The sequence below is a fragment of the Massilia paldalensis genome (assembly GCF_044901715.1).
Classification (GTDB): domain Bacteria; phylum Pseudomonadota; class Gammaproteobacteria; order Burkholderiales; family Burkholderiaceae_D; genus Telluria; species Telluria paldalensis.
Genome location: NZ_JBJCIU010000004.1, coordinates 180225 through 202596, shown reverse-complemented (window position 1 = coordinate 202596; position 22372 = coordinate 180225). Strand labels below are relative to the sequence as shown.

At 67.0% G+C, this 22372-nt stretch carries 17 protein-coding genes; 11 read left to right on the top strand and 6 right to left on the bottom strand.

Annotation, left to right across the window (positions count from 1 at the left end):
- Positions 1-44: 44 nt before the first annotated feature.
- Positions 45-653 carry a DUF4214 domain-containing protein gene (locus tag ACI1V7_RS20265; protein WP_404533604.1) on the top strand — a complete coding sequence of 203 codons (609 nt, stop codon included), beginning with the start codon at positions 45-47 and terminating at the stop codon, positions 651-653.
- A gap of 140 nt (positions 654-793) precedes the next feature.
- Positions 794-1912, top strand: coding sequence for an acyltransferase family protein (locus ACI1V7_RS20260; RefSeq protein ID WP_404533603.1), 1119 nt, complete (start codon positions 794-796; stop codon positions 1910-1912).
- A gap of 131 nt (positions 1913-2043) precedes the next feature.
- On the opposite strand, the gene ACI1V7_RS20255 is transcribed toward ACI1V7_RS20260, so the two are convergent.
- Positions 2044-2931, bottom strand: a complete 888-nt coding sequence (locus ACI1V7_RS20255) for a sulfurtransferase (RefSeq protein ID WP_404533602.1) — start codon at positions 2929-2931, stop codon at positions 2044-2046.
- Between the two features lie 231 nt (positions 2932-3162).
- Here ACI1V7_RS20255 and ACI1V7_RS20250 point away from each other — a divergent pair, with 231 nt between their 5' ends.
- Together ACI1V7_RS20250 and dnaE are read left to right on the top strand one after the other, a co-directional pair.
- Entirely contained in the window at positions 3163-3846 is a 684-nt protein-coding gene (locus ACI1V7_RS20250; protein WP_404533600.1) for a PEP-CTERM sorting domain-containing protein, read from the top strand.
- Positions 3847-4048: 202 nt separating this feature from the next.
- Positions 4049-7543 carry a DNA polymerase III subunit alpha gene (gene dnaE, locus ACI1V7_RS20245; protein WP_404533599.1) on the top strand — a complete coding sequence of 1165 codons (3495 nt, stop codon included), beginning with the start codon at positions 4049-4051 and terminating at the stop codon, positions 7541-7543.
- Positions 7544-7690: 147 nt separating this feature from the next.
- Here the strand turns inward: dnaE and ACI1V7_RS20240 are convergent, their stop codons facing one another.
- Positions 7691-8524 carry a glycosyltransferase family 2 protein gene (locus ACI1V7_RS20240; RefSeq protein ID WP_404533597.1) on the bottom strand — a complete coding sequence of 278 codons (834 nt, stop codon included), beginning with the start codon at positions 8522-8524 and terminating at the stop codon, positions 7691-7693.
- 55 nt (positions 8525-8579) lie between these two features.
- Here ACI1V7_RS20240 and ACI1V7_RS20235 point away from each other — a divergent pair, with 55 nt between their 5' ends.
- Genes ACI1V7_RS20235 through waaF form a run of 3 tightly spaced genes read left to right on the top strand, consistent with a single transcriptional unit; the run spans position 8580 to position 12587 of the window.
- Positions 8580-9821: an O-antigen ligase family protein gene (locus tag ACI1V7_RS20235; protein ID WP_404533595.1), complete on the top strand. Its 1242-nt coding sequence runs from the start codon at positions 8580-8582 to the stop codon at positions 9819-9821.
- Positions 9814-11544: a lipid A export permease/ATP-binding protein MsbA gene (msbA, locus tag ACI1V7_RS20230; RefSeq protein ID WP_404533594.1), complete on the top strand. Its 1731-nt coding sequence runs from the start codon at positions 9814-9816 to the stop codon at positions 11542-11544. Before ACI1V7_RS20235 ends, msbA begins: the two co-directional genes overlap by 8 nt.
- A complete protein-coding gene (gene waaF / locus ACI1V7_RS20225; protein WP_404533592.1) occupies positions 11541-12587 on the top strand; it encodes a lipopolysaccharide heptosyltransferase II in 1047 nt (348 codons plus the stop codon). The genes msbA and waaF overlap by 4 nt, the downstream gene beginning before the upstream one ends.
- 174 nt (positions 12588-12761) lie before the next feature.
- On the opposite strand, the gene ACI1V7_RS20220 is transcribed toward waaF, so the two are convergent.
- Positions 12762-13712 (bottom strand): DUF535 family protein, encoded by a 951-nt coding sequence (locus tag ACI1V7_RS20220; RefSeq protein ID WP_404533590.1) that lies wholly within the window; start codon positions 13710-13712, stop codon positions 12762-12764.
- Positions 13713-13908: 196 nt separating this feature from the next.
- Positions 13909-16170 carry a family 1 glycosylhydrolase gene (locus ACI1V7_RS20215; RefSeq protein WP_404533588.1) on the bottom strand — a complete coding sequence of 754 codons (2262 nt, stop codon included), beginning with the start codon at positions 16168-16170 and terminating at the stop codon, positions 13909-13911.
- Between the two features lie 158 nt (positions 16171-16328).
- Between ACI1V7_RS20215 and ACI1V7_RS20210 the strand changes: the two genes are divergently transcribed.
- A complete protein-coding gene (locus ACI1V7_RS20210) occupies positions 16329-16619 on the top strand; it encodes a hypothetical protein (RefSeq protein ID WP_404533586.1) in 291 nt (96 codons plus the stop codon).
- A gap of 189 nt (positions 16620-16808) precedes the next feature.
- Here the strand turns inward: ACI1V7_RS20210 and ACI1V7_RS20205 are convergent, their stop codons facing one another.
- Complete coding sequence (locus ACI1V7_RS20205; RefSeq protein WP_404533584.1) at positions 16809-18359, bottom strand: class I adenylate-forming enzyme family protein; 1551 nt, start codon at positions 18357-18359, stop codon at positions 16809-16811.
- A gap of 169 nt (positions 18360-18528) precedes the next feature.
- On the opposite strand from ACI1V7_RS20205, the gene ACI1V7_RS20200 reads away from it, so the two are divergent.
- From ACI1V7_RS20200 to ACI1V7_RS20190, 3 genes are read left to right on the top strand one after another with little or no spacing between them, the layout of a single operon-like run.
- The gene (locus ACI1V7_RS20200) at positions 18529-19629 is read left to right on the top strand and encodes a hypothetical protein (RefSeq protein ID WP_404533582.1); all 1101 of its coding nucleotides are present in this window, start codon (positions 18529-18531) and stop codon (positions 19627-19629) included.
- Entirely contained in the window at positions 19629-20339 is a 711-nt protein-coding gene (locus ACI1V7_RS20195; protein ID WP_404533581.1) for an ABC transporter permease, read from the top strand. Before ACI1V7_RS20200 ends, ACI1V7_RS20195 begins: the two co-directional genes overlap by 1 nt.
- Positions 20336-21067, top strand: a complete 732-nt coding sequence (locus ACI1V7_RS20190; RefSeq protein WP_404533579.1) for an ATP-binding cassette domain-containing protein — start codon at positions 20336-20338, stop codon at positions 21065-21067. Before ACI1V7_RS20195 ends, ACI1V7_RS20190 begins: the two co-directional genes overlap by 4 nt.
- A gap of 101 nt (positions 21068-21168) precedes the next feature.
- On the opposite strand, the gene ACI1V7_RS20185 is transcribed toward ACI1V7_RS20190, so the two are convergent.
- Positions 21169-22272 carry a glycosyltransferase family 9 protein gene (locus ACI1V7_RS20185; protein ID WP_404533578.1) on the bottom strand — a complete coding sequence of 368 codons (1104 nt, stop codon included), beginning with the start codon at positions 22270-22272 and terminating at the stop codon, positions 21169-21171.
- Positions 22273-22372 lie beyond the last annotated feature (100 nt).

Genomic DNA, 22372 nt, shown 5'->3' with positions numbered 1-22372 from the left:
AGTGAATGCGGTATATTTTTTACATTCACTTTAAGGAGGCGAACATGGCGACTGACTACGATAACGAAGTGCAGAAATTGTATGTGGCTTACTTCAGCCGACCCGCGGACGTGGCCGGCCTGGATTACTGGGCCAACGTCCTGGCGACCGATCCGAGCGGCTACCAGAAAATCTCGGCCAGCTTTGCGGCGTCGCAGGAATATCGCGACACCTACGCGGGCATGGACAATAACGCGGTCGTCAGTGCCGTGTACGAGCACCTGTTCGGCCGCGCGGCGGAAACGGCAGGCGTGCAGTACTGGGCCAATCTGCTCAACCAGAAGGCGATCACGATCGACAACGTCGTGACCCAGATCGCCGGCGGCGCCCAGGATTCCGACAAGTTCGCCTACCAGGCGAAAGTGGCGGTCGCAGGCGCCTTTACGGACCGCGTGGATACGCCTGCAGAAAAGGCGGCCTACTCCGGCACGGCCGCCAACAAGATCGCGATCGACTACATCGCCTCCGTGCACGACATCATGACGGCGGCGGCAGGAATGGATCCGGGCAATATCGACATGCAGATCGCCAAGATCATGGGCAATATGTCGGCCTCCGACACCGCGCAGGTCGTCGGCGTGGCCGACTTCAATCTGCCGACCGTGCACGGCTGAGGAAATCGCGGTCCCGGCCGCGGAGCGGGCTTGCCGTTGACGGCACGCCCGCTCCCGCGACCTGCCAGTTCGGCCATCGGGACGCGGCATGCGAACAGATCGGACTACAATGCTTGTCTTAACGCAAGCACGGTAGCCCTATGCAATCGCTTAATCTACAGTACAACCCGCGCATCGACCAGCTGCGCTGGCTGGCTGCCACCATCGTGTTCCTGTTTCACTTCCAGCTGGAATACCGCGGCCTTGGTGGTCCCGCACTGGCGACGCCATGGGCGGGACTCATCACCGAAGGGCATACCGGAGTCGGCTTGTTCTTCACGCTATCCGGCTTCCTGTTCATGCAAATCGCATTGCACCAGGGAAGCATCGTGTACCGCGACTTCGTGCGCAACCGCATCTTGCGGATCGCTCCGCTGTTTCTCACCATCTTCCTCGTCGCCACCTCGATCGGGCGCGACAATTTCCAGCCGCAGGACATCCTGTATCTCGCCGCGACGAATCTCGGCCATGCGCCGACGTCGGGTACGCCGGTCACGGGCGCGGCGTGGACGATCTCGCTGGAATTCCTGTTCTACCTGGTGTTTCCCTTCCTGGCGCGCTTCGCGATGGAGCAAGGTCCCCGTTACCTCCTCGGCCTGCTGGTGCTGATGGGATTCTTCAAGCTCAGCGCCTACACGGTCAACGACAACAGCACGCTGATGTATTTTTCCACCTTCGTGGGCCGCTTCGACCAGTTCCTCATCGGTATGCTGGCCGCCATGGTGTACCGGCAGCACCGCGCCCGGCTGCATGCCTGGGCGCCCTGGCTGCTGCTGGCCGCTGCCGCGGTCGTCGTGTGCGACACCGCGGCACTGCATCGCTTCGCGCCGTTCGGCGCCACGCCGAAGTCCGGTTTCTGGATCTTCTGGTCGATGGCCGAGAGCGCCGGCTGGGCCGCTTTCATCGTCGCATGGGTCTCTTTCGAACCGCGCCTGCCAGCCGTGCTCGAGCGCGTGCTGTGCCATGGCGGCAAGGTCAGCTTTTCCTTCTATCTTCTGCACATGGCCTTGCTGCACCTGCTGGCCAAGTACGTGGGCCGCGTTTCCCCCGTCGGCAACGGCTGGGTGGATGCGGCGATCATGGGAATCGTCGCGTACGGTCTGACCTGGCTGCTGGCGACCTTGAGCTATCGCACCATCGAAGAGCCGTTTCTGCAAATGCGGAGGAAGTACGGGACCGACAGGCCGGTCCACACGACGGCGCGTGACACGGTGCACTAGCCTTGCCTTGCACCAGCACGGATGACGTCACCGCACCACGGCATCGGTACGAATGGGTAAACAAAAAGCACCGCGGGGCGACGGCCCTTGCGGTGCTTTTTGCTTTTTGTTTGTGCCGTACGAGAGGTGGCTCAGTGCGCCGCCGCACCCTCGGCTTCGGTTCCGCTGGCCTCGGTCCCCTTGGCCTGGTCACCGGCGCAATGCGGACACGATTTGCCGACCACGTACTCCGGCGCCAGCTGCTGGCGCGGCGTCACCACGGCGCGGCAGGCGAAGCACTGCACGGTCTCGGTCGGCTCCAGTTTCGGGTTCAGCGCGGTACGGTAGTCGAACACGAAGCAGTCGCCCGTATAGTGGTCGCCGCCGACTTCCTCGAAGTACTTCAGGATGCCGCCGTCGAGCTGGTAGACGCGGTCGTAGCCGATGTTCTGCATGTGGATGGCCGCCTTTTCGCAGCGGATACCGCCGGTGCAGAAGGTCACCACGGTCTTGCCCTGCAATTCGTCCTTGTGCGCGGCGACGACGTCCGGGAATTCGCTGAACTTGTCGATGCGGTAGTCGAGCGTGTTGTTGAAGGTGCCGACGTCGACTTCGAACGCGTTGCGGGTTTCCATCATGACGACGGGGACGCCATCGTCGTCGTGGCCCTGGTCGAGCCAGCGCTTCAGGGTCTTGGGGGCCACCGACGGGGCGCGGCCCAGCTCCGGCTTGATCAACGGCATGCGCATCGTGATGATTTCCTTCTTGATGCGGACCAGCATGCGGCGGTGCGACTGCTCGGTCGACAGGCTTTCCTTCCACTCCAGGTCGGCCAGGCGCGGGTCGCTGCGTACCCAGGCCAGGTACTGGTCGATCTGCTCGCGCGGACCGGAGACGAACATATTGATGCCTTCCGGCGTCAGCAGCACGGTGCCCTTGAGATCGAGCTCGTTGCACAGCGCCTGGTATTGCGGGCGCATCTCTTCGAGGTTGTCGAGGGTGATGAATTTGTAGGCGGCAATGTTGACGTGCGTGGTCATGGTGATCGGTTCGGAAGGCGGAAAGACAGCCGGCTATTATAAGGCAGGGAGGTGCCATCGTGAGCTGTGGCGCCCGCCGTACCGCATTACATGATGCCTTGTCGAAAAAATTTACAGTATGCAACGGGGATTTTCAATAAAACAACTTAAGTAGTTGAAATATAAGTTTATTATCGTATTGGCACATATTTTGCTGAAAGTTGGTCACAACATCTAAACTAGGGATTGATAATGATCAAACTTTCTGCACTTTTCGCCACGATCCTGTTCGCTGCAGCCGGTAGCGCCAATGCCGGCATCCTGCTTGCCAGCGGGGCGCCGTCCTATACGTTGTCGACGAATTCCAACACCGCCGTGACGCTCCCGCTGGGCTCGAAGCAATCGGGCGGCCTGCTCGTCGACTTCACCTTCTCGGTCTCCAAGGAACTGCAGAACAACGATTTCATGGCCGTTTATTTCGGTAACAGCGACGGCCCGAACATCGGCCTGAAAGCCAACTGCGGGGGCGATACCGCCGGCTGCACCAACGACATCTTCCTGCGCATGAAAGGTACCAACGGCAAGGACAGCCGCTACGTGGCCGGTACCGACATCAAGATCGGCACCGACTACCACCTGTTCGGCTACCTGTACAAGACGGGCGACAGCACGAACTACAATGCCTTCGACCTGTGGGTGAACCCGACCGATGCCGAAATGGTGTCGCTGAACGGCGCCGATCTGCACATCACCGGCGATACCGGCATCGCCTCGTTCGCCAGCGCGGGCATCCGTACCGCCAACCTGGAAGACAACAAGCAGGTCGTCACCGTCACTGGCCTGGCCGTATCGGAAGTGCCGGAGCCGGCGACGCTGTCGCTGTTCGGCCTGGCTGCTGCCGGCATGGGCTTCCTGCGCCGCCGCAAGCAGGCCTGATCGTACTTGCCGTCCCTGCCTGCGCAGGGACGACGAAGGTTGCGCAGGGACGACGAAGGCGCTGCAGGGACGACGAAGGCGCCGCCGGGGCGGCGCTTCGGCCGCAAGTCAAGTCTTTACTGTTGGCGAAACCGCCACGCTGTTCATTCCAAAAAGCAAACCGGCAAACCCGTCTCCGCGCCGGTCGCGGTAAAATGGCCGGATGACTTCCCCGACGTTTACCCACCTCCGCATCCACACCGAATACTCGATCGTCGACGGCCTGGTCCGCATCGACGACCTGGTCAAGGCCGCCGTCAAGGACGAGCAGCCGGCCGTGGCGGTCACCGACCTGGCCAATGCGTTCGCCCTGGTCCGCTTTTATAAAGCGGCGCGCGGGAAGGGGGTCAAGCCGATCGTCGGGGTCGATGCCTGGATCACCAACGACGACAACCGCGACAAGCCGTTCCGCCTGCTCATCCTGTGCAAGAACCGCACCGGCTACCTGCAGCTGTGCGAGCTGCTGTCGAAGGCATGGCTGACGAACCAGTACAAGGGCCGGGCCGAGATCCGCGTCGAGTGGCTGGAGGCGCTGGCGACCTCGGTGTCCACGCTCGAGCCGGAGGTGCCGCAGGCGAACGGACTTATCGTGCTGTCCGGCGCCCAGTTCGGCGACATCGGCCAGGCCATCGACAACGGCGACATCGCCAAGGCCGAGGCCTGCGCGCGCCGCTGGGCGCAGATCTTCCCGGGCCATTTCTATGTCGAGATCCAGCGCGCCGGCCAGCCGAACCAGGAGCAGCAGGTGCGCCATTCGGTAGCGCTGGCGGGCCGCCTGGGGCTGCCGGTAGTCGCCACGCACCCGGTCCAGTTCATCAGCCGCGACGAATTCATCGCCCACGAGGCGCGCGTGTGTATCGCGGAAGGCGAGATGCTGGCCAACGCCAAGCGCGTGCGCCGCTTCAACGAGGGCATGTGCTTCAAGTCGCAGGCCGAGATGGCCGAGCTGTTCAAGGACTTGCCGGGCGCGCTGGCGAATTCCGTGGAAATCGCCAAGCGCTGCAACGTCACGCTCACGCTGGGCAAGCCGCAGCTGCCGAACTTCCCGACCCCGGGCATGACCATCGACGAGTTCCTCGTCGCCGAAACGAAGAAGGGCCTGGAAGAGCGCCTCGTCCAGCTATATCCGGACCCGGAGCAGCGCGAGAAGGAGCGGCCGCGCTACGAGGCGCGCCTGCAGTTCGAGAACGAGACCATCATCAAGATGAAGTTCCCGGGCTACTTCTTGATCGTGGCGGAGTTCATCCAGTGGGGCAAGAACAACGGCGTGCCGATCGGCCCGGGCCGCGGCTCCGGCGCGGGCTCGCTGGTCGCGTACGCGCTCAAGATCACGGACCTGGATCCGCTGAAGTACAACCTGCTGTTCGAGCGCTTCCTGAACCCGGAACGCGTCTCGATGCCCGACTTCGACATCGACTTCTGCCAGGAAAAGCGCGAACTCGTCATCCAGCACGTGAAGGACCTGTACGGCCGCGACGCGGTCTCGCAGATCGCCACCTTCGGTACGATGGCGGCCAAGGGCGCCATCCGCGACGTGGGCCGCGTGCTCGACTTCGGCTATACCTTCTGCGACGGCGTGTCGAAGCTGATCCCGTTCAAGCCGGGCAAGCCGGTGTCGATCGCGGAGGCGATCGAGGAGGAGCCGCTGCTCAAGGAGCGCCTGGAAAACGAGGAAGAGGTCAAGCAGCTGCTCGACCTGGCGCAGCAGGTCGAAGGCATCACCCGCAACATCGGCATGCACGCCGGCGGCGTGCTGATCGCCCCCGGCAAGCTGACCGACTTCTGCCCGCTGTACACGCAGGGCGGCGATGCCGGCGTGGTCTCGCAGTACGACAAGGACGACGTGGAGGCGGCCGGCCTGGTGAAGTTCGACTTCCTGGGCCTGACCACGCTGACCATCCTGGACCGCGCCGTCAACTACATCCGCGCGCTCGATCCGCAGGATGCGGAATTCGACCTGGCCAAGGTGGCGCTGACCGACCGGCCGTCGTACAAGCTGCTCACCGAGGCGAAGACCGTCGCCGTGTTCCAGCTCGAATCGCGCGGCATGCAGGGCATGCTGAAGGATGCGCGGCCGGACCGCTTCGAGGACATCATCGCGCTGGTGGCGCTGTACCGTCCGGGCCCGATGGACCTGATCCCGGACTTCTGCAAGCGCAAGCACGGCGAGAAGTTCGACTACCCGGACCCGCGCACCGAGTCGATCCTGTCCGAGACCTACGGCATCATGGTCTACCAGGAGCAGGTGATGCAGATGGCGCAGATCGTTGGCGGCTACTCGCTGGGTGGCGCGGACATGCTGCGCCGCGCGATGGGCAAGAAGAAGGCCGAGGAAATGGCCGAGCACCGCGAGATCTTCCGCGCCGGCGCCGCCAAGGACGGCCTGTCGACCGAGAAGGCCGACGAGATCTTCGACTTGATGGAGAAGTTCGCGGGCTACGGCTTCAACAAGTCGCACGCGGCCGCCTACGCGCTGCTGTCGTACCACACGGCCTACCTGAAGGTCCACCACACGGCCGCGTTCATGGCAGCCAACATGTCGCTGGCCATGGAAGACACGGAGAAGATCAAGATCCTTGTCGAGGATTCGATCGACGTCTGCAAGCTGACGATCCTGCCGCCGGACGTGAACGAATCGCAGTTCCGCTTCACGCCGGAAGGCCAGCCGCGTTCCGTCACCGGCAAGCAGGTGTCGAACATCCGCTACGGCCTGGGCGGCGTGAAGGGCGCGGGGCAGGGCGCGATCGAGGCGATCATCGCGGCGCGCGAAAGCGGCGGCAAGTTCAAGGACCTGTTCGACTTCTGCAAGCGCGTCGACCGCAAGCAGATCAACCGCCGCACCGTCGAATCGCTGATCCGCGCCGGCGCCATGGATTGCTTCGGTGTGGACCGCGCGGTGCTGCTGGCCTCCGTCTCGTTCGCCATCGAAGTGGCCGACCAGGCCGCAGCATCCGCCAACCAGGTCAGCCTGTTCGGCGGCGACGACAGCGACCTGGTGGCCCCGCCGGAGTACGTGAAGGCCACGCCGTGGACGGACCGCCAGAAGCTGTCCGAGGAAAAGACCGCGCTGGGCTACTACCTGTCCGGCCACATGTTCGACTCCTACGCCAAGGAGGTGCGGCGCTTCGCCAAGACCAAGCTCTCGGACCTGGAGCCGTCGCGCGACCCGCGCATGCTGTGCGGCGTCATCACCGGCGTGCGCACCCAGCTGACGCAACGCGGCAAGATCCTGATCGTCCAGCTCGACGACAAGTCGGGCGTGGTCGAGGTCACGATCTACAACGAGCTGATGGAGCAGAACAAGAACATCTTCCGCGAGGACGAGTTCCTGCTGGTGGTGGGCAAGGTGTCGGAAGACCGCTTCAACGGCGGCCTGCGCATCACGGCCGAAAAGGCCTTCGACATCGCCGCGGCCCGCATCCAGTACGGCCACAAGCTGGAGATGGACCTGGCCTGCACGGCCTCACCTAGCAAGCTGGCGGAGATCCTGCAACCGTACCGCCAGACCGACGGCCTCCCGGTGAGCCTGCGCGTGACGCCGCAGGGCATTCCGTGCACGCTGCAGCTGGGCGACGACTGGCGGGTGGCGCCGTCGGATGAACTCAAGCATGCGCTGGAGTTGCAGCTGGGGGCGAAAGAGGTGGCGGTCGAGTACTAGGACGCGGCGCTAATACCGTCGCCCCAAAAAATTACCGTCGCCCCTGCGAAGGCAGGGGCCCAATTTTCACGCGCAGCCGCAACGCATGCAACATTGGATCCCTGCCTTCGCAGGGATGACGTTGGTTTGGTGCCGGGTCAGTGCAAATCATGCGGCTTCGTCCGCATGTTCCCGCAACCCCACGGTCGCCTGCGTCACCTTGGCCGCCGCCCGCTCCAGCACCGTGCGCCGGTTGCTCGATTCCTGGTCCCGCTGCGCTTCCCGGTGCCACAGGTGGAAGACCTCGGTGGCGAATGCGCCATCCTTGCGCAGGACGCCGCTGTGGAACAGGCGCACGACCAGGTCGGAATCCTCGTGTCCCCATCCCGTGAAACTCTCGTCGAAGCCGTTGACGCGCTCGAGGTCGCTCTTCCAGACGCCCAGGTTGCAGCTCTTGATGCGGCGCCAGCTGAATTTCTTCGTCGTGCGGCCCAGGTCCGGCCAGCGCACGGCCAGCTGCAGCACCTTGTTCATGTGACCGCGCAGGCGCCAGCCGATGCGCGTGGCCAGCGGGGCCACGGCGACGTCGACGCCCTCGTCGAGCACGCGCCGGGTCAGCGCCTCGTCCAGCAGGATGCGGCTGCCGGACACGAGGCAGCCCGGTTCGGACAGCGCCCGGTGCCGTGCGATGAAGTCGCGCTGCGGGATGCAGTCGCCGTCCAGGAAGACGATGTAGTCGCCGGTGGCGGCCAGCGTGCCCCGATTGCGCGCCATGGCGGCGCGAAAGCCCTGGTCGGGCTGCCAGACATGGTGAACAGGTACGGGGCTGCCTTGCGCCAGGCGCTCGATGCAGGCTCGCGTGTTGGCAGTCGAGCCGTCATCAGCGATAATGATTTCGAAATTCTTGTCGTTCTGCATGAAACATGCCCGAACCACCGCCTCCAGCGCGTCTGGCCGGTTATAGGTGGTGATCACGACCGAGATTGTCTGTGCGTGCCGCATAAGGTCCGATGTACACTGCTGTATTCAGGGGCATGAGTATCCCACAAGAACATCAATGAACAGTAATTCGACGAATACGTGGGCGCCGGCCCGGAACTGGATCGGCGCCCTGGCTTTCTTTTTACCCTTTTTGAGCCTCGTCACGCTGTTCGGCGTCAGTCTTGTCAGTTTTCTGTTCCTGATCAGCGCTTTGATTTGGTTCAAACCCAGCCGGGATGCGTTGCGCAGCCATTGGCCCCAAGTACGGTGGGTGGTACTGGCGTTCCTGCTGTATTTCACGTTCGTGCTGGGTTGTGCGCTCGTGCGCGGGGCCTCGATGGGATCGGTGGAAAAGCCGGCCCGCATGTTCCTGGCGCTCACCGCGCTGCTTGCGGTGCTGGTGTCGAACGCGCCGCGGCGCGCCCTCTGGTGGGGCGCGAGCGCGGGCGCGGTGGCGTCGCTGGCCTTCATCGGCTGGCAGCGCCTGGCGCTGCACATCGATCGCCCGGGTGGCTTGATCAATGCGATCACCTTCGGCGACCTGGCCCTCCTGCTGGGCTTGCTGTCGCTGGCCGGCGCGATCGACCTGCGCGCCTCGCGGCGCGACACGCTGCTGTGCGGGGCTGGCGTGCTGGCCGGGCTGGCGGCCTCGGTCCTGACGGGCACCCGGGGCGGCTGGGTGTCGCTGGCGCTGGTCGCCCTGGTGCTGGCGCCGCGCGTGCGCACCATCGACAGCCGCGCGCTGAGCGGCTTGCTGGCCGCCGGAGTGTTGCTGTTAGGTACGTCATGGTTCGTGCCGGCACTGGGTGTGCAGGCGCGTTTCGCCGAAGGCGTGCGCGACGCCGAGACCTGGTACGAGGGCGGCAGCGTGTGGACGAACGTCGGCACCCGCCTCGAGCTGTGGAAGGGCGCGGCGATGCTGATCGAGGAAAAACCGCTGCTGGGACGCGATTTCGATGCTGCAAGGACACGTCTTGCCGAATTTGCACAACAAGGACGCCTCGATCCCTTGGTACTGGAGCTGCCGCACCTGCATAATGACGGGTTGCAAGCGCTGACGACGGGGGGCGTGGTCGGGTTCGTGCTCTGGGCCAGCATCCTGGTGGCACCATTGGCGTTTTTCATGCGCCGCCTCGGCCGCGATGCGCAGGCGCCGCAGTTCGCCGCGGCGCTGGCCGGGACGTTCGTCGTGCTTGGCTATATTGGATTCGGATTGACCGAAGTGATCTTCTGGTCGATGAAAGGCAGCCTGTTCTATGCGCTCATGGTATTCATGCTGATGGGCTTCTGCCTGAATGCGAAAGATAAAATTGGATAACCGTATCATCATCAAGCGCCTGTGGGCGATCCTCAAGCCCTATCGCGGGCGCGCCTTCCTGTCGCTGCTGGCGATGGCGCTGACGGCCGCCACCCAGCCGCTGCTCGGCAAGGCCTTGGAATTGCTGATGGACAAGGGCTTCAACGACAAGGTCGAGTTCTCGCTGTGGTGGATCCCGGGCGTGCTGGTGTCCATCTTCGTCCTGCGCGGCATCGGCACCTTTGCCACCGCCTACTACAACAACTGGGTGCTCAGCCGTGTCCTGAACGATTTGCGCGCGATGGCCTTCGCGCGCCTGCTGCGCCTGCCCGTCGCGCGGTTCCATGAAGAATCGACCGGCAAGGTGATCAATACGGTGGTCGGCGACGTGCGCCAGGTCGTCGACATGATCAATTCCGTGTTCATTTCCTTCGTCCGCGACGTGCTCGTCGTCATCGGCCTGCTCGCCTCGCTGCTGTACCTGAACTGGAAGCTGACGCTGGTCGCCATCGTCGTCGTGCCGCTGACGGCCGTCATCGTGCGCACCACCAGCAAGCGCCTGCGCCACCTGAACCGCGAGAACCAGCGCGTGACGGCCGAGATGACGCAAGTGGTCGAGGAGGCCGCGCGCGGCCACCAGGTGATCCGCGTGTTCTCGGGCGAGCAGTACGAAAGCCGCCGCTTCTACCTGCGCAGCGAGGCGCTGCGCGGCTTTTCGCAGCGCATGACGGTGGCCTTCGCCGCCACCACGCCCGTCACCCAGATCGCCACCTCGCTGGCGCTGTCCCTCGTCGTCGTGCTGGCGCTGCAGGCCGACATGACCGTGGGCGAATTCACCAACTTCGTCACCCTGATGCTGATGCTGCTCACGCCCCTGAAGGCGCTGGCCGAGGTCAACGGCCCCATGCAGCGCGGCATCGCCGCCGCCGAGACCGTGTTCGAGATGATCGACGCGCCCGTCGAGCACGATCCAGGCACGCGCACGCTGGGACGCGCGCTGGGCAACGTGCGCTTCGAGAACGTCGTGTTCCGCTACCCGAACGCGCATGCCAACGCGCTGGACGGCGTGTCGCTCGACGTGCGCGCCGGCCAGACGGTCGCCCTGGTCGGCATGTCGGGCGGCGGCAAGTCGACCTTCGTGAACCTGGTGACGCGCTTCTACGAACCGGACGCCGGCCGCATCCTGCTGGACGGCATTCCCTACCAGGACATCCGGATGGCGTCGCTGCGCGAGCAGCTGGCGCTGGTGAGCCAGAACGTGGTGCTGTTCGACGACACGCTGCGCGCCAACATCGCCTACGGCGTGGAGCACGTGGACGAAGCGCGCCTGATGGCCGCGATCCGCGCCGCCCACCTGGCGGACGTGGTCGAGCGCCTGCCGGAAGGCGTCGACACGATGATCGGCGAGAACGGCATGCGCCTGTCGGGCGGCCAGCGCCAGCGCGTGGCGATCGCGCGCGCGATCTACAAGGATGCGCCGATCCTGATCCTGGACGAAGCCACGTCGGCCCTCGACAACGAATCCGAACGCGCCGTGCAGGCCGCCCTCGACACCCTGATGGCCGGCCGCACGACCTTCGTGATCGCGCACCGCCTGTCGACGATCGAGCGCGCCGACCGCATCGTCGTGATGGAACACGGCCGCATCGTCGAGCAGGGCACGCACGACGAGCTGCTGGCGCTGGGCGGCATGTACGCCAACCTGTATCGCCTGCAGTTCACCAACATGGCGGAAGCGTCATGAACGGGAACGACATGAAGAACGGGCCGCGCACCCTCGTCATCTCGCCGAACTGGATCGGCGATGCCGTCATGGCCCAGCCGCTGCTGCGCATGCTCAAGCAGCAGCATCCGGAGCGCCCCATCGACGTGCTGGCGCCGCCGCAGGTGGTGCCCGTGTGGCGCCGCATCCAGGAAGCGGACGACATCCTGGTGACGCCGTTCCGCCACCGCGCGCTGCAGCTGGGCGAGCGCTTCAAGTACGCGCGCCTGCTCAAGGAGCGCAACTACAGCGACGCCTACGTGCTGCCGAATACCCTCAAGTACGCGCTGATCCCCTGGCTCGCGAGGATCCCGCGCCGCGTCGGCTACAAGGGAGAGATGCGCTACGGGATGGTCAACGTGATGCACCACGACGACGTCCCGCGCCGCTCGATGGTGCCGTTCTACTCGGCGCTGGCGCGCGAGCCGGAGCTGCCGTCGCCGCGCCCGGTGCGGCCGATCCTGATCGTGGGCGGGGAAGAATCGAACGACGTGCGCGCGCGCCTGGGCCTGGACCTCGACCGTCCGCTGGTGGTGTTCGCGCCCGGCGCGGAGTTCGGCATCGCCAAGCGCTGGCCGCCGGCCCACTACGGCGCGCTGGCCGAGCGCGTCGCGCACAAGGTGCCGGGCGTGCAGATCGCGCTGCTCGGTTCCCCGAACGACCGCGAAACCTGCGACCAGGTGCAGGAATGCGCCGGCCAGGCCGCGCCGGCCGTCGTCAACCTGGCCGGCCAGACCTCGCTGGACGACGCCATCGCCCTGATCGCCCAGGCCGGCGCCGTGGTCTCGAACGACTCGGGCCTGCTGCACATCGCCTCGGCGCTGAACCGCCCGGTGGTGGCCCTGTACGGCTCCACCGACCCGGACTACGCGCCGCCGCTGTCCGACCTGTCGCGCACCGTGTCGCTGCGCCTGGAATGCTCGCCATGCCGCAAGCGCGAGTGCCCGCTGGGGCACCACGATTGCATGAACAAGATGAGTGTCGACCGGGTGTGGCGCGAGCTGGCGCCGATCCTGGGCGGATGAGCGATGTGCGCCCGGGGGGGGCGCACATGAGAAGAAGAGCAAGGAACAGCAAGCATCGTCGTCCCTGCGAAGGCAGGGACCCAATGTTGCACGCGTGCCGGCAACGCGTGGAGAAATCAGGCCCCTGCCTTCGCAGGGGCGACGTTCATGTGCAGGTGGTGAATGCCGACCCCGTTACTGCATTTGCCGCGCCCTCAACGTCACGCACACCCCCTCCGCCAGCGCGCTCACCAGCGCATGCCGTTTCCTCGCCTCCGAGCGCTTCTTCGAGGGAATCGCCTCCAGGTCCGGCGCCTCCAGGGGCCCGCAATCCAGTTCGTAGTCGCCGTCCGCGCGCGCCACGGCGCCCAGTTCTTCCCACAACTGGTCATAGTCGGCCAGCACGCGCCCGTGCCGGATCGCCTTGTAGATCACGCGGTTGCGGTTCGAGACCAGCAGCATGCGCTCGCAGCCGTATTCGTGGCCCAGCTGGCGCGCCAGCGTCACCATCAGCTGTTTCGGGCGGATGCCGTGCAGCTCGCGCGTGGCCAGGCGGATCGCCTCGCGCGCATCTTCCGTCTTGCCGCCCTGGACGCAGCCGATGGACAGCGCCGGGCGGCCGTCGCGCGGGGCCACCGTGAACGCCACCGTGTAGACGATCTTGTCGTCCTGGGCCAGCTGCAGCACCAGTTCGCCCTCGCGGTCGAAGCGGTCGATCGTGCGCAGCTGGACCTGGTAGGACAGGCCGCTCCTGCCGGCCGCCTCGGCCAGCACGACGGGGCCGCGGCTGGCGCGCGCCACCGTCTCGCCCAGGCCGCGGCGGAACATGAACAGGTAATGGGCGCGGATCGCCTCCAGGCGCTGCTCCGGCGTGATGGCGTGGGTGGAGTAGGGCCGGAAGGCCTTGTACAGGAAGCGCGGACACTGGCGCACGTAGTCCGAAAACGCGGGGTGCGAATTCAGCAGCGTCAGCCAGCCGCGGGCCACGCGCCGCTGCTGCAGGGCGCGCAGGCGGATCTTGCCCAGTTCGCGCCAGCGGCGCATGCCGGCCAGGTGCGGCGGCACGGCGCAGGCGAGGGTCACGGAAGGGAGGGCGGTGGCGACCAGGCGTTCGGCCAGGCCGCGTTCGGGACTGTACAGCTTCATGCGCGCCGCTCCGGCGCAAGATCGGCAGGCAGGCGGCGCAAGACGACAGGCATGTGGACCTCGATACACGTTAAGTGACGCAAAGTAACGTCATGTAACGCAGTGTATCAAAGCAAAATGCTTGCAGTAAATACCATGGATAAACTGTAATGTTCAGAAACAACAAGGGCCGGGGCGTCGCACCCCGGCCGCCCGCTTACGCTTCCTTGCTCTGCGCAAATCCCACGGTACCGCTGTCGACCTTGGCCTGCACGGCTTCGCGGTCGACCAGGTAACGCGCCAGCGCGTCGTCGAACGCCGGCAGCAGCATGCCGCGCTCGCTGCTCAGGGCGCTTGCGGCCGGGCGCGGCGCGCGCAGCCCCATGTCGGCGGCGGAGATCTCGCGCAGCTTGCCCGCATCGACGCCGGCGGCCTCCGCGGCGCGGCGTGCCAGGTCGGCCCAGCTCATCGCTGCGCCGTTGCTCAGGTGCCAGATGCCGCATTCGCGGTCGATCAGCAGGTCCAGCGTGGTGTTGACGAGGTCCGGCACGTAGGTCGGCGTGACCATCATGTCGCCGGCGGCGGCGAACTCGCGGCCGTTGGCCAGGGCATCGATGGCTTGCGTGACGAAGTTGTGCTCGTCCCACGGGCCGAAGAAGGCGCTGGTGCGGATGACGAGGGCCTGCGGGTCGGAATCGAGCACGCGCCGTTCGGCGTCGGCCTTGCTGCGGCCGTAGACGTTCAGCGGCGCGACCCGGTCGGACTCGACGTAGGGGCGGCCCAGGGTGCCGTCGAACACCAGGTCGCTGGAGAACGTGGCGAAGCGCAGCGCGTGGCGAATCGCGGCCAGCGCCAGCACGGTGGGGCCGTGCGCGTTCTCGCGCATGCAGCGTTCGACGTCTTCCTCGGCATCGTCGACGCGCACGTAGCCGCCGGCGTTGATGATCGCCCAGGGCTTGAAGCGCACGATCGCCGCCTCGACCGAGGCCGGGTCGGTAATGTCCATCTCCTGGCGCGTCAGCACGTGGCAGGCCAGGTTGCGCTCGGCGCAGATGCGCGCGAAGGCGCGGCCCAGCGTGCCGGTGGCGCCGATGATGAGGATCGGCTGCGGGAAGGTGGAGCGGAAGGCGCCGCGTTCGGCGATGTCGGCCACCGCCGTGCGGGTGGCGACCGGCTTGGCCAGGAAGCGGCCCGGCCGGCGCCACCAGCCCTGGCCCTGCAGCACGGGCGCCGACAGGGGACGGCCGCTGGCCAGTTCGCGCATCAGCGTGGCGACGGCGGTCGGGCGCGGCTGCGGACCGCGCACGTCATAGGGGCCGGACTCGTAGTAGCCGCGGCATTCGGTGACGAGGCAGTTCCAGTCGTAGGAGCCGAGCAGCGCCCACACGGTGACGGCGCGGATGTCGGCGCCGCCCTGTTGCACCTTCTTGGCCGCGTTCCACATCTCGACGAGCCAGCGCAGCTGGTCTTCGCGCTTGGCGTCGATGTGGGCCTCGGTGATGGCGATCGGCAGGCCGTAGCGGTCCCAGGTCTCCTGCAGCAGCGGGCCCACGCCCGGCGTCGGCGTGGCCAGCACGCGCGGGCATTCGATGTCGGCGTGCGGGACGCCGCGGTACACGGTGCGGCGGCTTTCCGGATAGCGTTCCGCGCGATGGTCGAGCCAGCGTTCGCTGGTCGCGTAGTAGTTGACGCCGATGACGTCCGGCGGGCACATATTGTCCTTGAACCAGAGCAGCTCTTCGGGCGTCGCGTCGTTCTCGAGCAGGTAGGTCCACAGCGCGTGGCCTTCGTCGACCTTGCCGCACAACAGGTCCCAGCCGAGCCAGCGGCGCTCGTTGAAGAAGTTGACGAACTCGCTCATCTCGGCCGTGCCGTAGGTGCGCGACAGGTCGTCGGTCTGCACCAGCTTGGCGTCCGGGTTGACGGCGCGGATCGCCTGCATCGACAGCACCACGGCGCGGCACTGGTTGATCAGCGCGCGGATGAATTCCGCCTCGCTGCTGCCGTGCGGGTACCAGACGCCGTTCAGGCCGGAGAAGCGCGCGGTCGTGCAGGGTTCGTTGACGGGGGTCCAGTACTCGACCCACGGATAACGGCGCGCCACGGCGCCCGCGTATTCGGCAAGCTTGTCGGCGAAATCGGGCGCCATCAGGCTCGTATGGCGCGGACCGCTGCCGTGGTGGATCAGGCCGACGATGGGCGAGACGCCCAGTTGCTGCAGCACGGGCAGGCGTTCGTCGGACCACGACCAGTCGGCCGATTCGATGCCGTCCGGCGCCGTGCGTTCCCACAGCACGGGGTAGCGGATGGCCTTGATGCCGAGCGAGGCAAAGCGCTCCAGGTCCTGCAGGCGTTCTGCATGGCCGTTGCGGTCCATCTGGGAAAAGTATTCGTCGCGTACGCGGTTGACGGTGCATTCGAGGCCGCCCCAGAGCTGGAGCGGAGAAGTTGCTGGCTGAATATGACTGTTGAGGTTCATGAGCGTTTCCTGCGTATTTGATCCAAGGCCTAAGCCTAGACAAGCGATCCACCTCCTTGTGTGGGGTGGCCCACATATAGGGGAGATTTCGGAGTAGTCCTACGTCCATAGTCAATTTATCTATGACACTGGCCTTTGGATGCGTTCCTTGACAGGGCATGCGGCGCCCGCCCATGCTGCCGCAGGAGCGCCAGGGCGCGAAAGGAGAAACGATGTACATGGTTTACTGGACGATCGCCGATGCCGCCGGCAGCACGCCGCATGCGCAGGCTTTCGGGACCGACGCGATGGTCGATGCGATGCGCTTCATGGAGGACTTGCGGCGCCGCCAGCGCGAAGGGGAGGGCGTGCGCTTCGTGACGATGTGTTCGGAGCATCCGGACGTGGTGGGGCATCCGGGGGTGGACGTGACGGGGCCGGATTACAACTGGAAGAAGCGGCGCAGGTAGCGGAAAAATGCAGCGGGTTAGCGTAAAACGGCAGCTGAAAAACCCCGTCGCCCCTGCGAAGGCAGGGGCCCAATTTCTCATGGCGCTACCGACGTCAAATTAGGCCCCTGCCTGCGCAGGGGCGACGGTAACTTGCATCAATCACCGTCGCCGTAGGGTGGGCACCCCGTGCCCACCATTGCATACCCGTTACGGCAATTCCAGCGCCATCTTCGCCAGCACGTGCTTGAGCACCTTCCCGCTCGGCGCCGCCGGCAGCGCCGCCAGCGCCACGATTCGCGCCGGCCGCTTGTACGGCGCCAGGCGCGCGGCTGCCCACCCGGCCAGTTCCTCGGACGACGGAGCCACGCCCGGTGCCGGCTGCACGAACGCCACCACTTCCTCGTTGCCGTCCGCGCACGGCCGGCCCACCACCGCCGACTGCGTGACGCCCGGGTGGCTGTTGAGCGCCGTCTCGACCTCCAGCGGGAACACGTTGAAGCCGGAGCGGATGATCAATTCCTTGCTGCGCCCGACGATGGACAGCGCGCCGTCCGCCGCGCGGGTGGCCATGTCGCCCGTGTTCAACCAGCCGCCGGGACGCAGCGCGGCGGCAGTCAGCTGCGGTTCGCGGTAGTAGCCGCGCATCAGGTTGGGGCCGCGCACCCATAGCTCGCCCGGCGTGCCGTCGGCCAGGTCACGGCCTGCGCCGTCGACCAGGCGCACCTCGACGCCGGGGATCGGCAGGCCGACGGACGTGTCGGCACGGGGCGCGTCCAGGCGGGTCTGGCTGACCGTCGGCGCGGCTTCCGTGAGGCCGTAGCCGTTGTGCAGGGGCATGCCGAGCAGCGCCTCGACGCGTTCCTTGAGCTGCGGGTCGAGCGGCGAGCCGCCGGCATAGGCGAAGCGCAGCCGCGACGGCAGGTGTAAAGGCGGGCGCGTGCCGGCGACTTCGGGCAGCGCCAGCAGGCGCGCATACATGGCCGGCACGCCCTGCACGATGGTGAGGCCCTCGTCACGGATGGCGGCCAGCATCTCCTGCGGCGCGAAGCGCGGCGCCAGCTGCAGGCAGGCGCCCGCGCTCAGGGTGCCCAGCATCACCGAGGTCAGGCCGTACACGTGCGAGATGGGCAGCACGCCCCAGGCGCGGTCCTGCGGCACCAGGCCGCGCAGGCGGCTGGAAACGGCGGCCACGTACAGCAGGCTGCGGTGGCTCAGCATCACGCCCTTCGGCTGGCCCGTGGTGCCCGTCGTGTAGACGAGGGCCGCCACCGCTTCGTCACCGTCCGCTTCCGGTGTGCACTCCTCGTTGCGCGACCCCGCCATCAGGCCGTCGAAGCCGGGGCAGGCATGCGCTCCCGCGCGCGCCGCATGGGCCGCCGCCTCCGCCGACACGCCCGCCGTGTACAGCGCCACGCGCGCGCCGCTGTGCAGCGCGATGCCGTCCAGCTCGGGCGCGGTCAGGCGCGGATTGACGTTGACGATCCAGGCGCCCACGGTCGATGCCGCGAAGACCAGCGCCACCTGCGCGGCGCAGTTCTCGCTGGCCAGCAGCACCCGGTCGCCGCGCCGCACGCCAAGGTCGCGCAGCAGCGCCGCATGGCGGTCGATGGCGTCGACCAGCGTGCGGTAGCCGATGGTGCGGCCGGCTTCGGCCAGCGCCGGGGCGTCGGGCGTACGCGCGGCGGCGTTGCGGGGGATGGCGTCGATGCGTGCCGGCAGGCCGGCCAGCAGCTGCGCCACGTCGAATTCCTGGTTCATGCGCTTCCTTGCTGGGGTCCGGCCGGGCCGGAGAGCCGGCGATGATAACCGGGCCGGGCATCCCTGTCATGCGCCCCCCATCGGCCCGGCGGTTTATGATCCTGCCGACAAGAACCCCTCGCGGACATGGCAGCGACAGGGGCGGACGAGAACGGACGAGGGGGCAGGCATGGGAGCGATCGAGGACAAGGCAACGGATTCCGGCTACGTGGACCATGCGGCCTACCGCGCCGCCGGCGGCTACCGCCTGCTGCAGGCCTGCCTGGGCGGGCGGCTGCATCCGGAAAGCGCGATCGTGACGATGATGGCCGCCGGCCTGCGCATTCCCGATGCCGGCGGCGGCACCATCCCCGCCGGCCGGCGCTGGCGCCAGGTGCGCACGGCGCCCGGCCCGCGCGCGCTGCTGGTGGACGTCGACGGCGGCGGACCCTGGGCCTTGCGCGACCGCCACTACCTGGGAAGGGACCCGCACCGGGTGCTGGAAGGCGCGCTGCTCGCCGCCTGGGCCGCCGACATCGAGCACGTGCAGCTGCGCCTGCCCGACGGCGAGCCCGGTCTGCATGCCATGCTGCGGGAAGAGCTGGCTTTCCTGCACGCCGACCTGCCGGAAGCCGGCTTCGTACACATCCGGATCGGCGCGGCGCCGCCGGATGCCGCCATCACGCTGGAACAGGACGCCGAAAGCCTGCACTGGGTGCGCGACATCCTCGAGCGCGGCGCCGACTGGTTCACGAGCCAGGGCCGGCACGGCAAGCGCGGCCTGCGCTCCTTTGCCGTATCCGGGGCCGTGCGCGTGCCCGGTGTGAAACTGGTACCGGCCGGCACCACGGCGCGCGAGCTGGTCGACGAATACTGCGGCGGCATGCGCGAGGGCGCCGCGCTGTACGCCTGCCTGCCGGGCGGCGCCGCGGGCGCGATCCTGCCTGCCGCCATGGCCGACATCCCCCTCGATGCCGACACGCTGGGGCGCCATGACGTCGACGTCCACCCCGGCACCGTGGTCGTGCTGGCCGAAGGCGAACGCGCCTGTGACGCCGCCTGCGCCGTGCTGGCGCATTGCCGCGCGCAGGCCGGCAGCGCGGTCCATGACGCCATCGACGCAGCCTTGGCGCTGCTGGACTGCCCCATGCCGGGCAGCGCCGCGCGCCTGGAAGCACTGGCGCACGGCCTGCGCGACGCCAGCCCGGCCGCCGCCCGCGCCATCGATTCCGTGCTCGCCCACTTCGGCCATGAACTGGATGGCCACGTGGACGCCGCGCGCGCCGCGTGATGGGCGCCCTCGACGCCACCCTGCGCGCCTTCGGCCTGCTGCTCACGGGCGATGCGGCGCTGTGGCACCTGGTCTGGGTGTCGCTGGCGACGAGCCTGGCGGGCCTGCTGCTGGCGGCGCCGCCGGCGCTGCTGCTCGGCTACCAGGCCGCGCTGCACCCCTTCCGCTGGCGCCGCGCCATCGCCTGGCTGGCGCAGGCGATGCTGGCCGTGCCGACGCTGCTCGTCGGCCTGCTGCTCTACCTGCTGCTGGCGCCCGCCGGGCCGCTGGGCGACCTGCGCTGGCTGTTCGCCGAGCCGGGCATGGTGCTGGGCGTGTTCGTCGTCACGTTTCCCGTGCTGTTCGCCTACACGCTGGCGGCCGTGCAGGCCGTCGACCCGCTGTATGCCGAGACGGCACTGGCGCTGGGCGGCACGCGCAGCCAGGTGATGCTGCGCGTGCTTCACGAGGCGCGCTTCGGGGTGATGGCGGCCATCCTGCTGGGCTTCGGAAGGGCGATCGCGGAGATCGGCGGCGCGCTGGTCCTGGGCGGGAACATCGCGGGACACACGCGCAGCCTGGGCACGGCGCTGGCGCTGGAGGCGGGCCGCGGCGACGTCGGCCAGGCCATCGCGCTGGGCATCGTGCTGCTGGCGTTCGCGCTGCCGCTCACGGGCGTGCTGGCGTGGCTGCAGGGCGCCCCGCGCGTGTTGAGGAGGCAGCCGGCATGATCCAGAGCATATCGATCCAGAGCATGCTGGCGAGCGTGGACGTGCGCACCGGCGACGAGCGCCGCAAGGCGCTGCTGGGCGTGCGCGGCCTGCGCAAGCGGCTTGGCGCGCATCCGGACGAGCGCCTGCTGCTGGACATCGACCGGATCGAGATCGCCACGCACGGCGCCTACCTGCTGACCGGCATGAACGGCGCCGGCAAGAGCACGCTGCTGCGCGTGCTGGGCGGCCTGGAACGGGCCGAGATCGACAGCCTGCGCTTCGAGGGCCTGGACGTGATTCCGCATCCGTATCCGCGCGCCATGCGCACCGGCATCGTCTACGTGCACCAGCATCCGGTGCTGTTTTCCACCAGCGTGGCCCACAACATCGGCTACGGCCTGTCGGTACGCGGCGTGGCGCCGGCGGAGATCGCGGCCCAGGTCGAGGAAGCCATGGCCTGGGCCAACGTCGCCCACCTGCGCGGCATCGATCCGGCCCGGCTGTCGCGCGGCGAGCAGCGGCGCGTGGCGCTGGCGCGGGCCAAGGTGCTGAAACCGAAACTGATGCTGCTGGACGAGCCCACGGCTGACCTGGACGAGGTGGCGCGCAAGTGCTTGTTCGGGTCGATCGCCGCGCTCATCGATGCCGGGGGCAGCGTGCTCATCGCATCGCACGACCGGAACCTGGTGGGGCAGGAAGGGGTGCAGCTGATGGAGCTGCGGGAAGGGAGGCTGGAGATGGGGTGACGAAATTGGCGTGATAGTGCCGGGGGCACTATCACGCCTTCGCAGGGGCGACGCATCTCGAACGTCGCCCCTGCGCAGGCAGGGGCCCAATTTTTTTAAACTTACGCCAGCGCGTGCATGACGGCCTGCACCGGAATCGCCTTGACCCAGTCGCGCCGCTGGTCCGCCGTGATGACGGTGGAGTTGGCCTTGTCGACGGGCGCCCATTCCGGCGTCTTCTGGCGCATCAGTGCGACGACCGGCACGCCCACGGCATTGGCCAGGTGCATCACGGCCGTCTCGACGGAGACGATCAGGTCGCACTGCGCCAACATGGCGGGCAGCTGGAAGAAATTCTCGTTGGCGCTGAACAGTTCGGTGCGGTCCAGCTTGCGCTCGGCCAGCATCGTCTTGACGCGTTCGACTTCCTGCGGCACCGCGTTGACGATGAAGCAGGCGTCGCGCCATTCCGGCTGGGCACGCATGGTCGTGATCAGTTCGGCGACGCGCTCGACGGGCCAGCAGCGCTTGCGGGTCTTGGCGAACGGGTTGATGAAAACGAGCTTGCCCTGGCGGTGATCGAAACCCCAGTCGTGCAGGCGGGCGCGGGCGCCGTCGACGAATTGCTGCGGAATATGCACGAAGGGAATGCGCGCGGCCGGCGGGATGTCGACGTTGGCCAGCTGGCGGAACCATTCGGCATGCACGTCGCTGATGTGCGGTGCGCTGTTGCGGTCGGCCACGTCCGGGTTCAGGCTGGCGTCCAGCTTGTGGTAGGCGAACCAGTGCGGCAGGTCGAGCAGGCCCAGCGGCTTCTTCAGGCCGACGACGAAGCCGTCCGGGCTGATCTCGCGCGCCAGGTTGGCGTAGAAGTGCGGGCGCAGCGTGCCGAGCGAGACGACGATCGGGTAGCGTTCCTGCTGCGCTTCCTTGATGGAGTCCTGGAACAGCTCGGGCGAATAGTTGCGGTCGTAGACCTTGTCGATGAAATCGCAGGCCGCCAGCCAGTCGTACAGGACGTTCTTTTTCAGGTGCGGCCACTGCGAGGCGTCGCCGGTGCGGCGCACTTCGTCGACCCACAGGTGCAGCTTCAGGTGCGGATACGCTTGCGCGAACGCCTGGAAGCAATTCTGCAGGTACGTGTAGTCGCCCAGCGCCAGGTGGGCGATGAACAGGATTTTGTCCGACTTCTGCAGCAGTTCGGAAGGAATGAGAGGTACGTTCATTGTCTCTTACGGGTCGCCTGCCTGTGTGATGACGCCGCCAGTGGTCCATTCAGGGGAGCCGCGGCGCATCAGCTGCCGGCAGCACCAAACGGGAACCGCG

Bases quoted from the DNA above. Each gene is read 5' to 3' on its own strand.
- ACI1V7_RS20260 (WP_404533603.1), top strand. From the start codon at position 794: ATGCAATCGCTTAATCTACAGTACAACCCGCGCATCGACCAGCTGCGC.
- ACI1V7_RS20250 (WP_404533600.1), top strand. From the start codon at position 3,163: ATGATCAAACTTTCTGCACTTTTCGCCACGATCCTGTTCGCTGCAGCC.
- ACI1V7_RS20215 (WP_404533588.1), bottom strand. From the start codon at position 16,170: ATGAACCTCAACAGTCATATTCAGCCAGCAACTTCTCCGCTCCAGCTC.
- ACI1V7_RS20205 (WP_404533584.1), bottom strand. From the start codon at position 18,359: ATGAACCAGGAATTCGACGTGGCGCAGCTGCTGGCCGGCCTGCCGGCA.
- ACI1V7_RS20200 (WP_404533582.1), top strand. From the start codon at position 18,529: ATGGGAGCGATCGAGGACAAGGCAACGGATTCCGGCTACGTGGACCAT.
- waaF (WP_404533592.1), top strand. From the start codon at position 11,541: ATGAACGGGAACGACATGAAGAACGGGCCGCGCACCCTCGTCATCTCG.
- ACI1V7_RS20255 (WP_404533602.1), bottom strand. From the start codon at position 2,931: ATGACCACGCACGTCAACATTGCCGCCTACAAATTCATCACCCTCGAC.
- ACI1V7_RS20265 (WP_404533604.1), top strand. From the start codon at position 45: ATGGCGACTGACTACGATAACGAAGTGCAGAAATTGTATGTGGCTTAC.
- ACI1V7_RS20235 (WP_404533595.1), top strand. From the start codon at position 8,580: ATGAACAGTAATTCGACGAATACGTGGGCGCCGGCCCGGAACTGGATC.
- ACI1V7_RS20195 (WP_404533581.1), top strand. From the start codon at position 19,629: ATGGGCGCCCTCGACGCCACCCTGCGCGCCTTCGGCCTGCTGCTCACG.
- dnaE (WP_404533599.1), top strand. From the start codon at position 4,049: ATGACTTCCCCGACGTTTACCCACCTCCGCATCCACACCGAATACTCG.
- ACI1V7_RS20240 (WP_404533597.1), bottom strand. From the start codon at position 8,524: ATGCGGCACGCACAGACAATCTCGGTCGTGATCACCACCTATAACCGG.
- ACI1V7_RS20185 (WP_404533578.1), bottom strand. From the start codon at position 22,272: ATGAACGTACCTCTCATTCCTTCCGAACTGCTGCAGAAGTCGGACAAA.
- ACI1V7_RS20210 (WP_404533586.1), top strand. From the start codon at position 16,329: ATGCGGCGCCCGCCCATGCTGCCGCAGGAGCGCCAGGGCGCGAAAGGA.
- ACI1V7_RS20190 (WP_404533579.1), top strand. From the start codon at position 20,336: ATGATCCAGAGCATATCGATCCAGAGCATGCTGGCGAGCGTGGACGTG.
- ACI1V7_RS20220 (WP_404533590.1), bottom strand. From the start codon at position 13,712: ATGAAGCTGTACAGTCCCGAACGCGGCCTGGCCGAACGCCTGGTCGCC.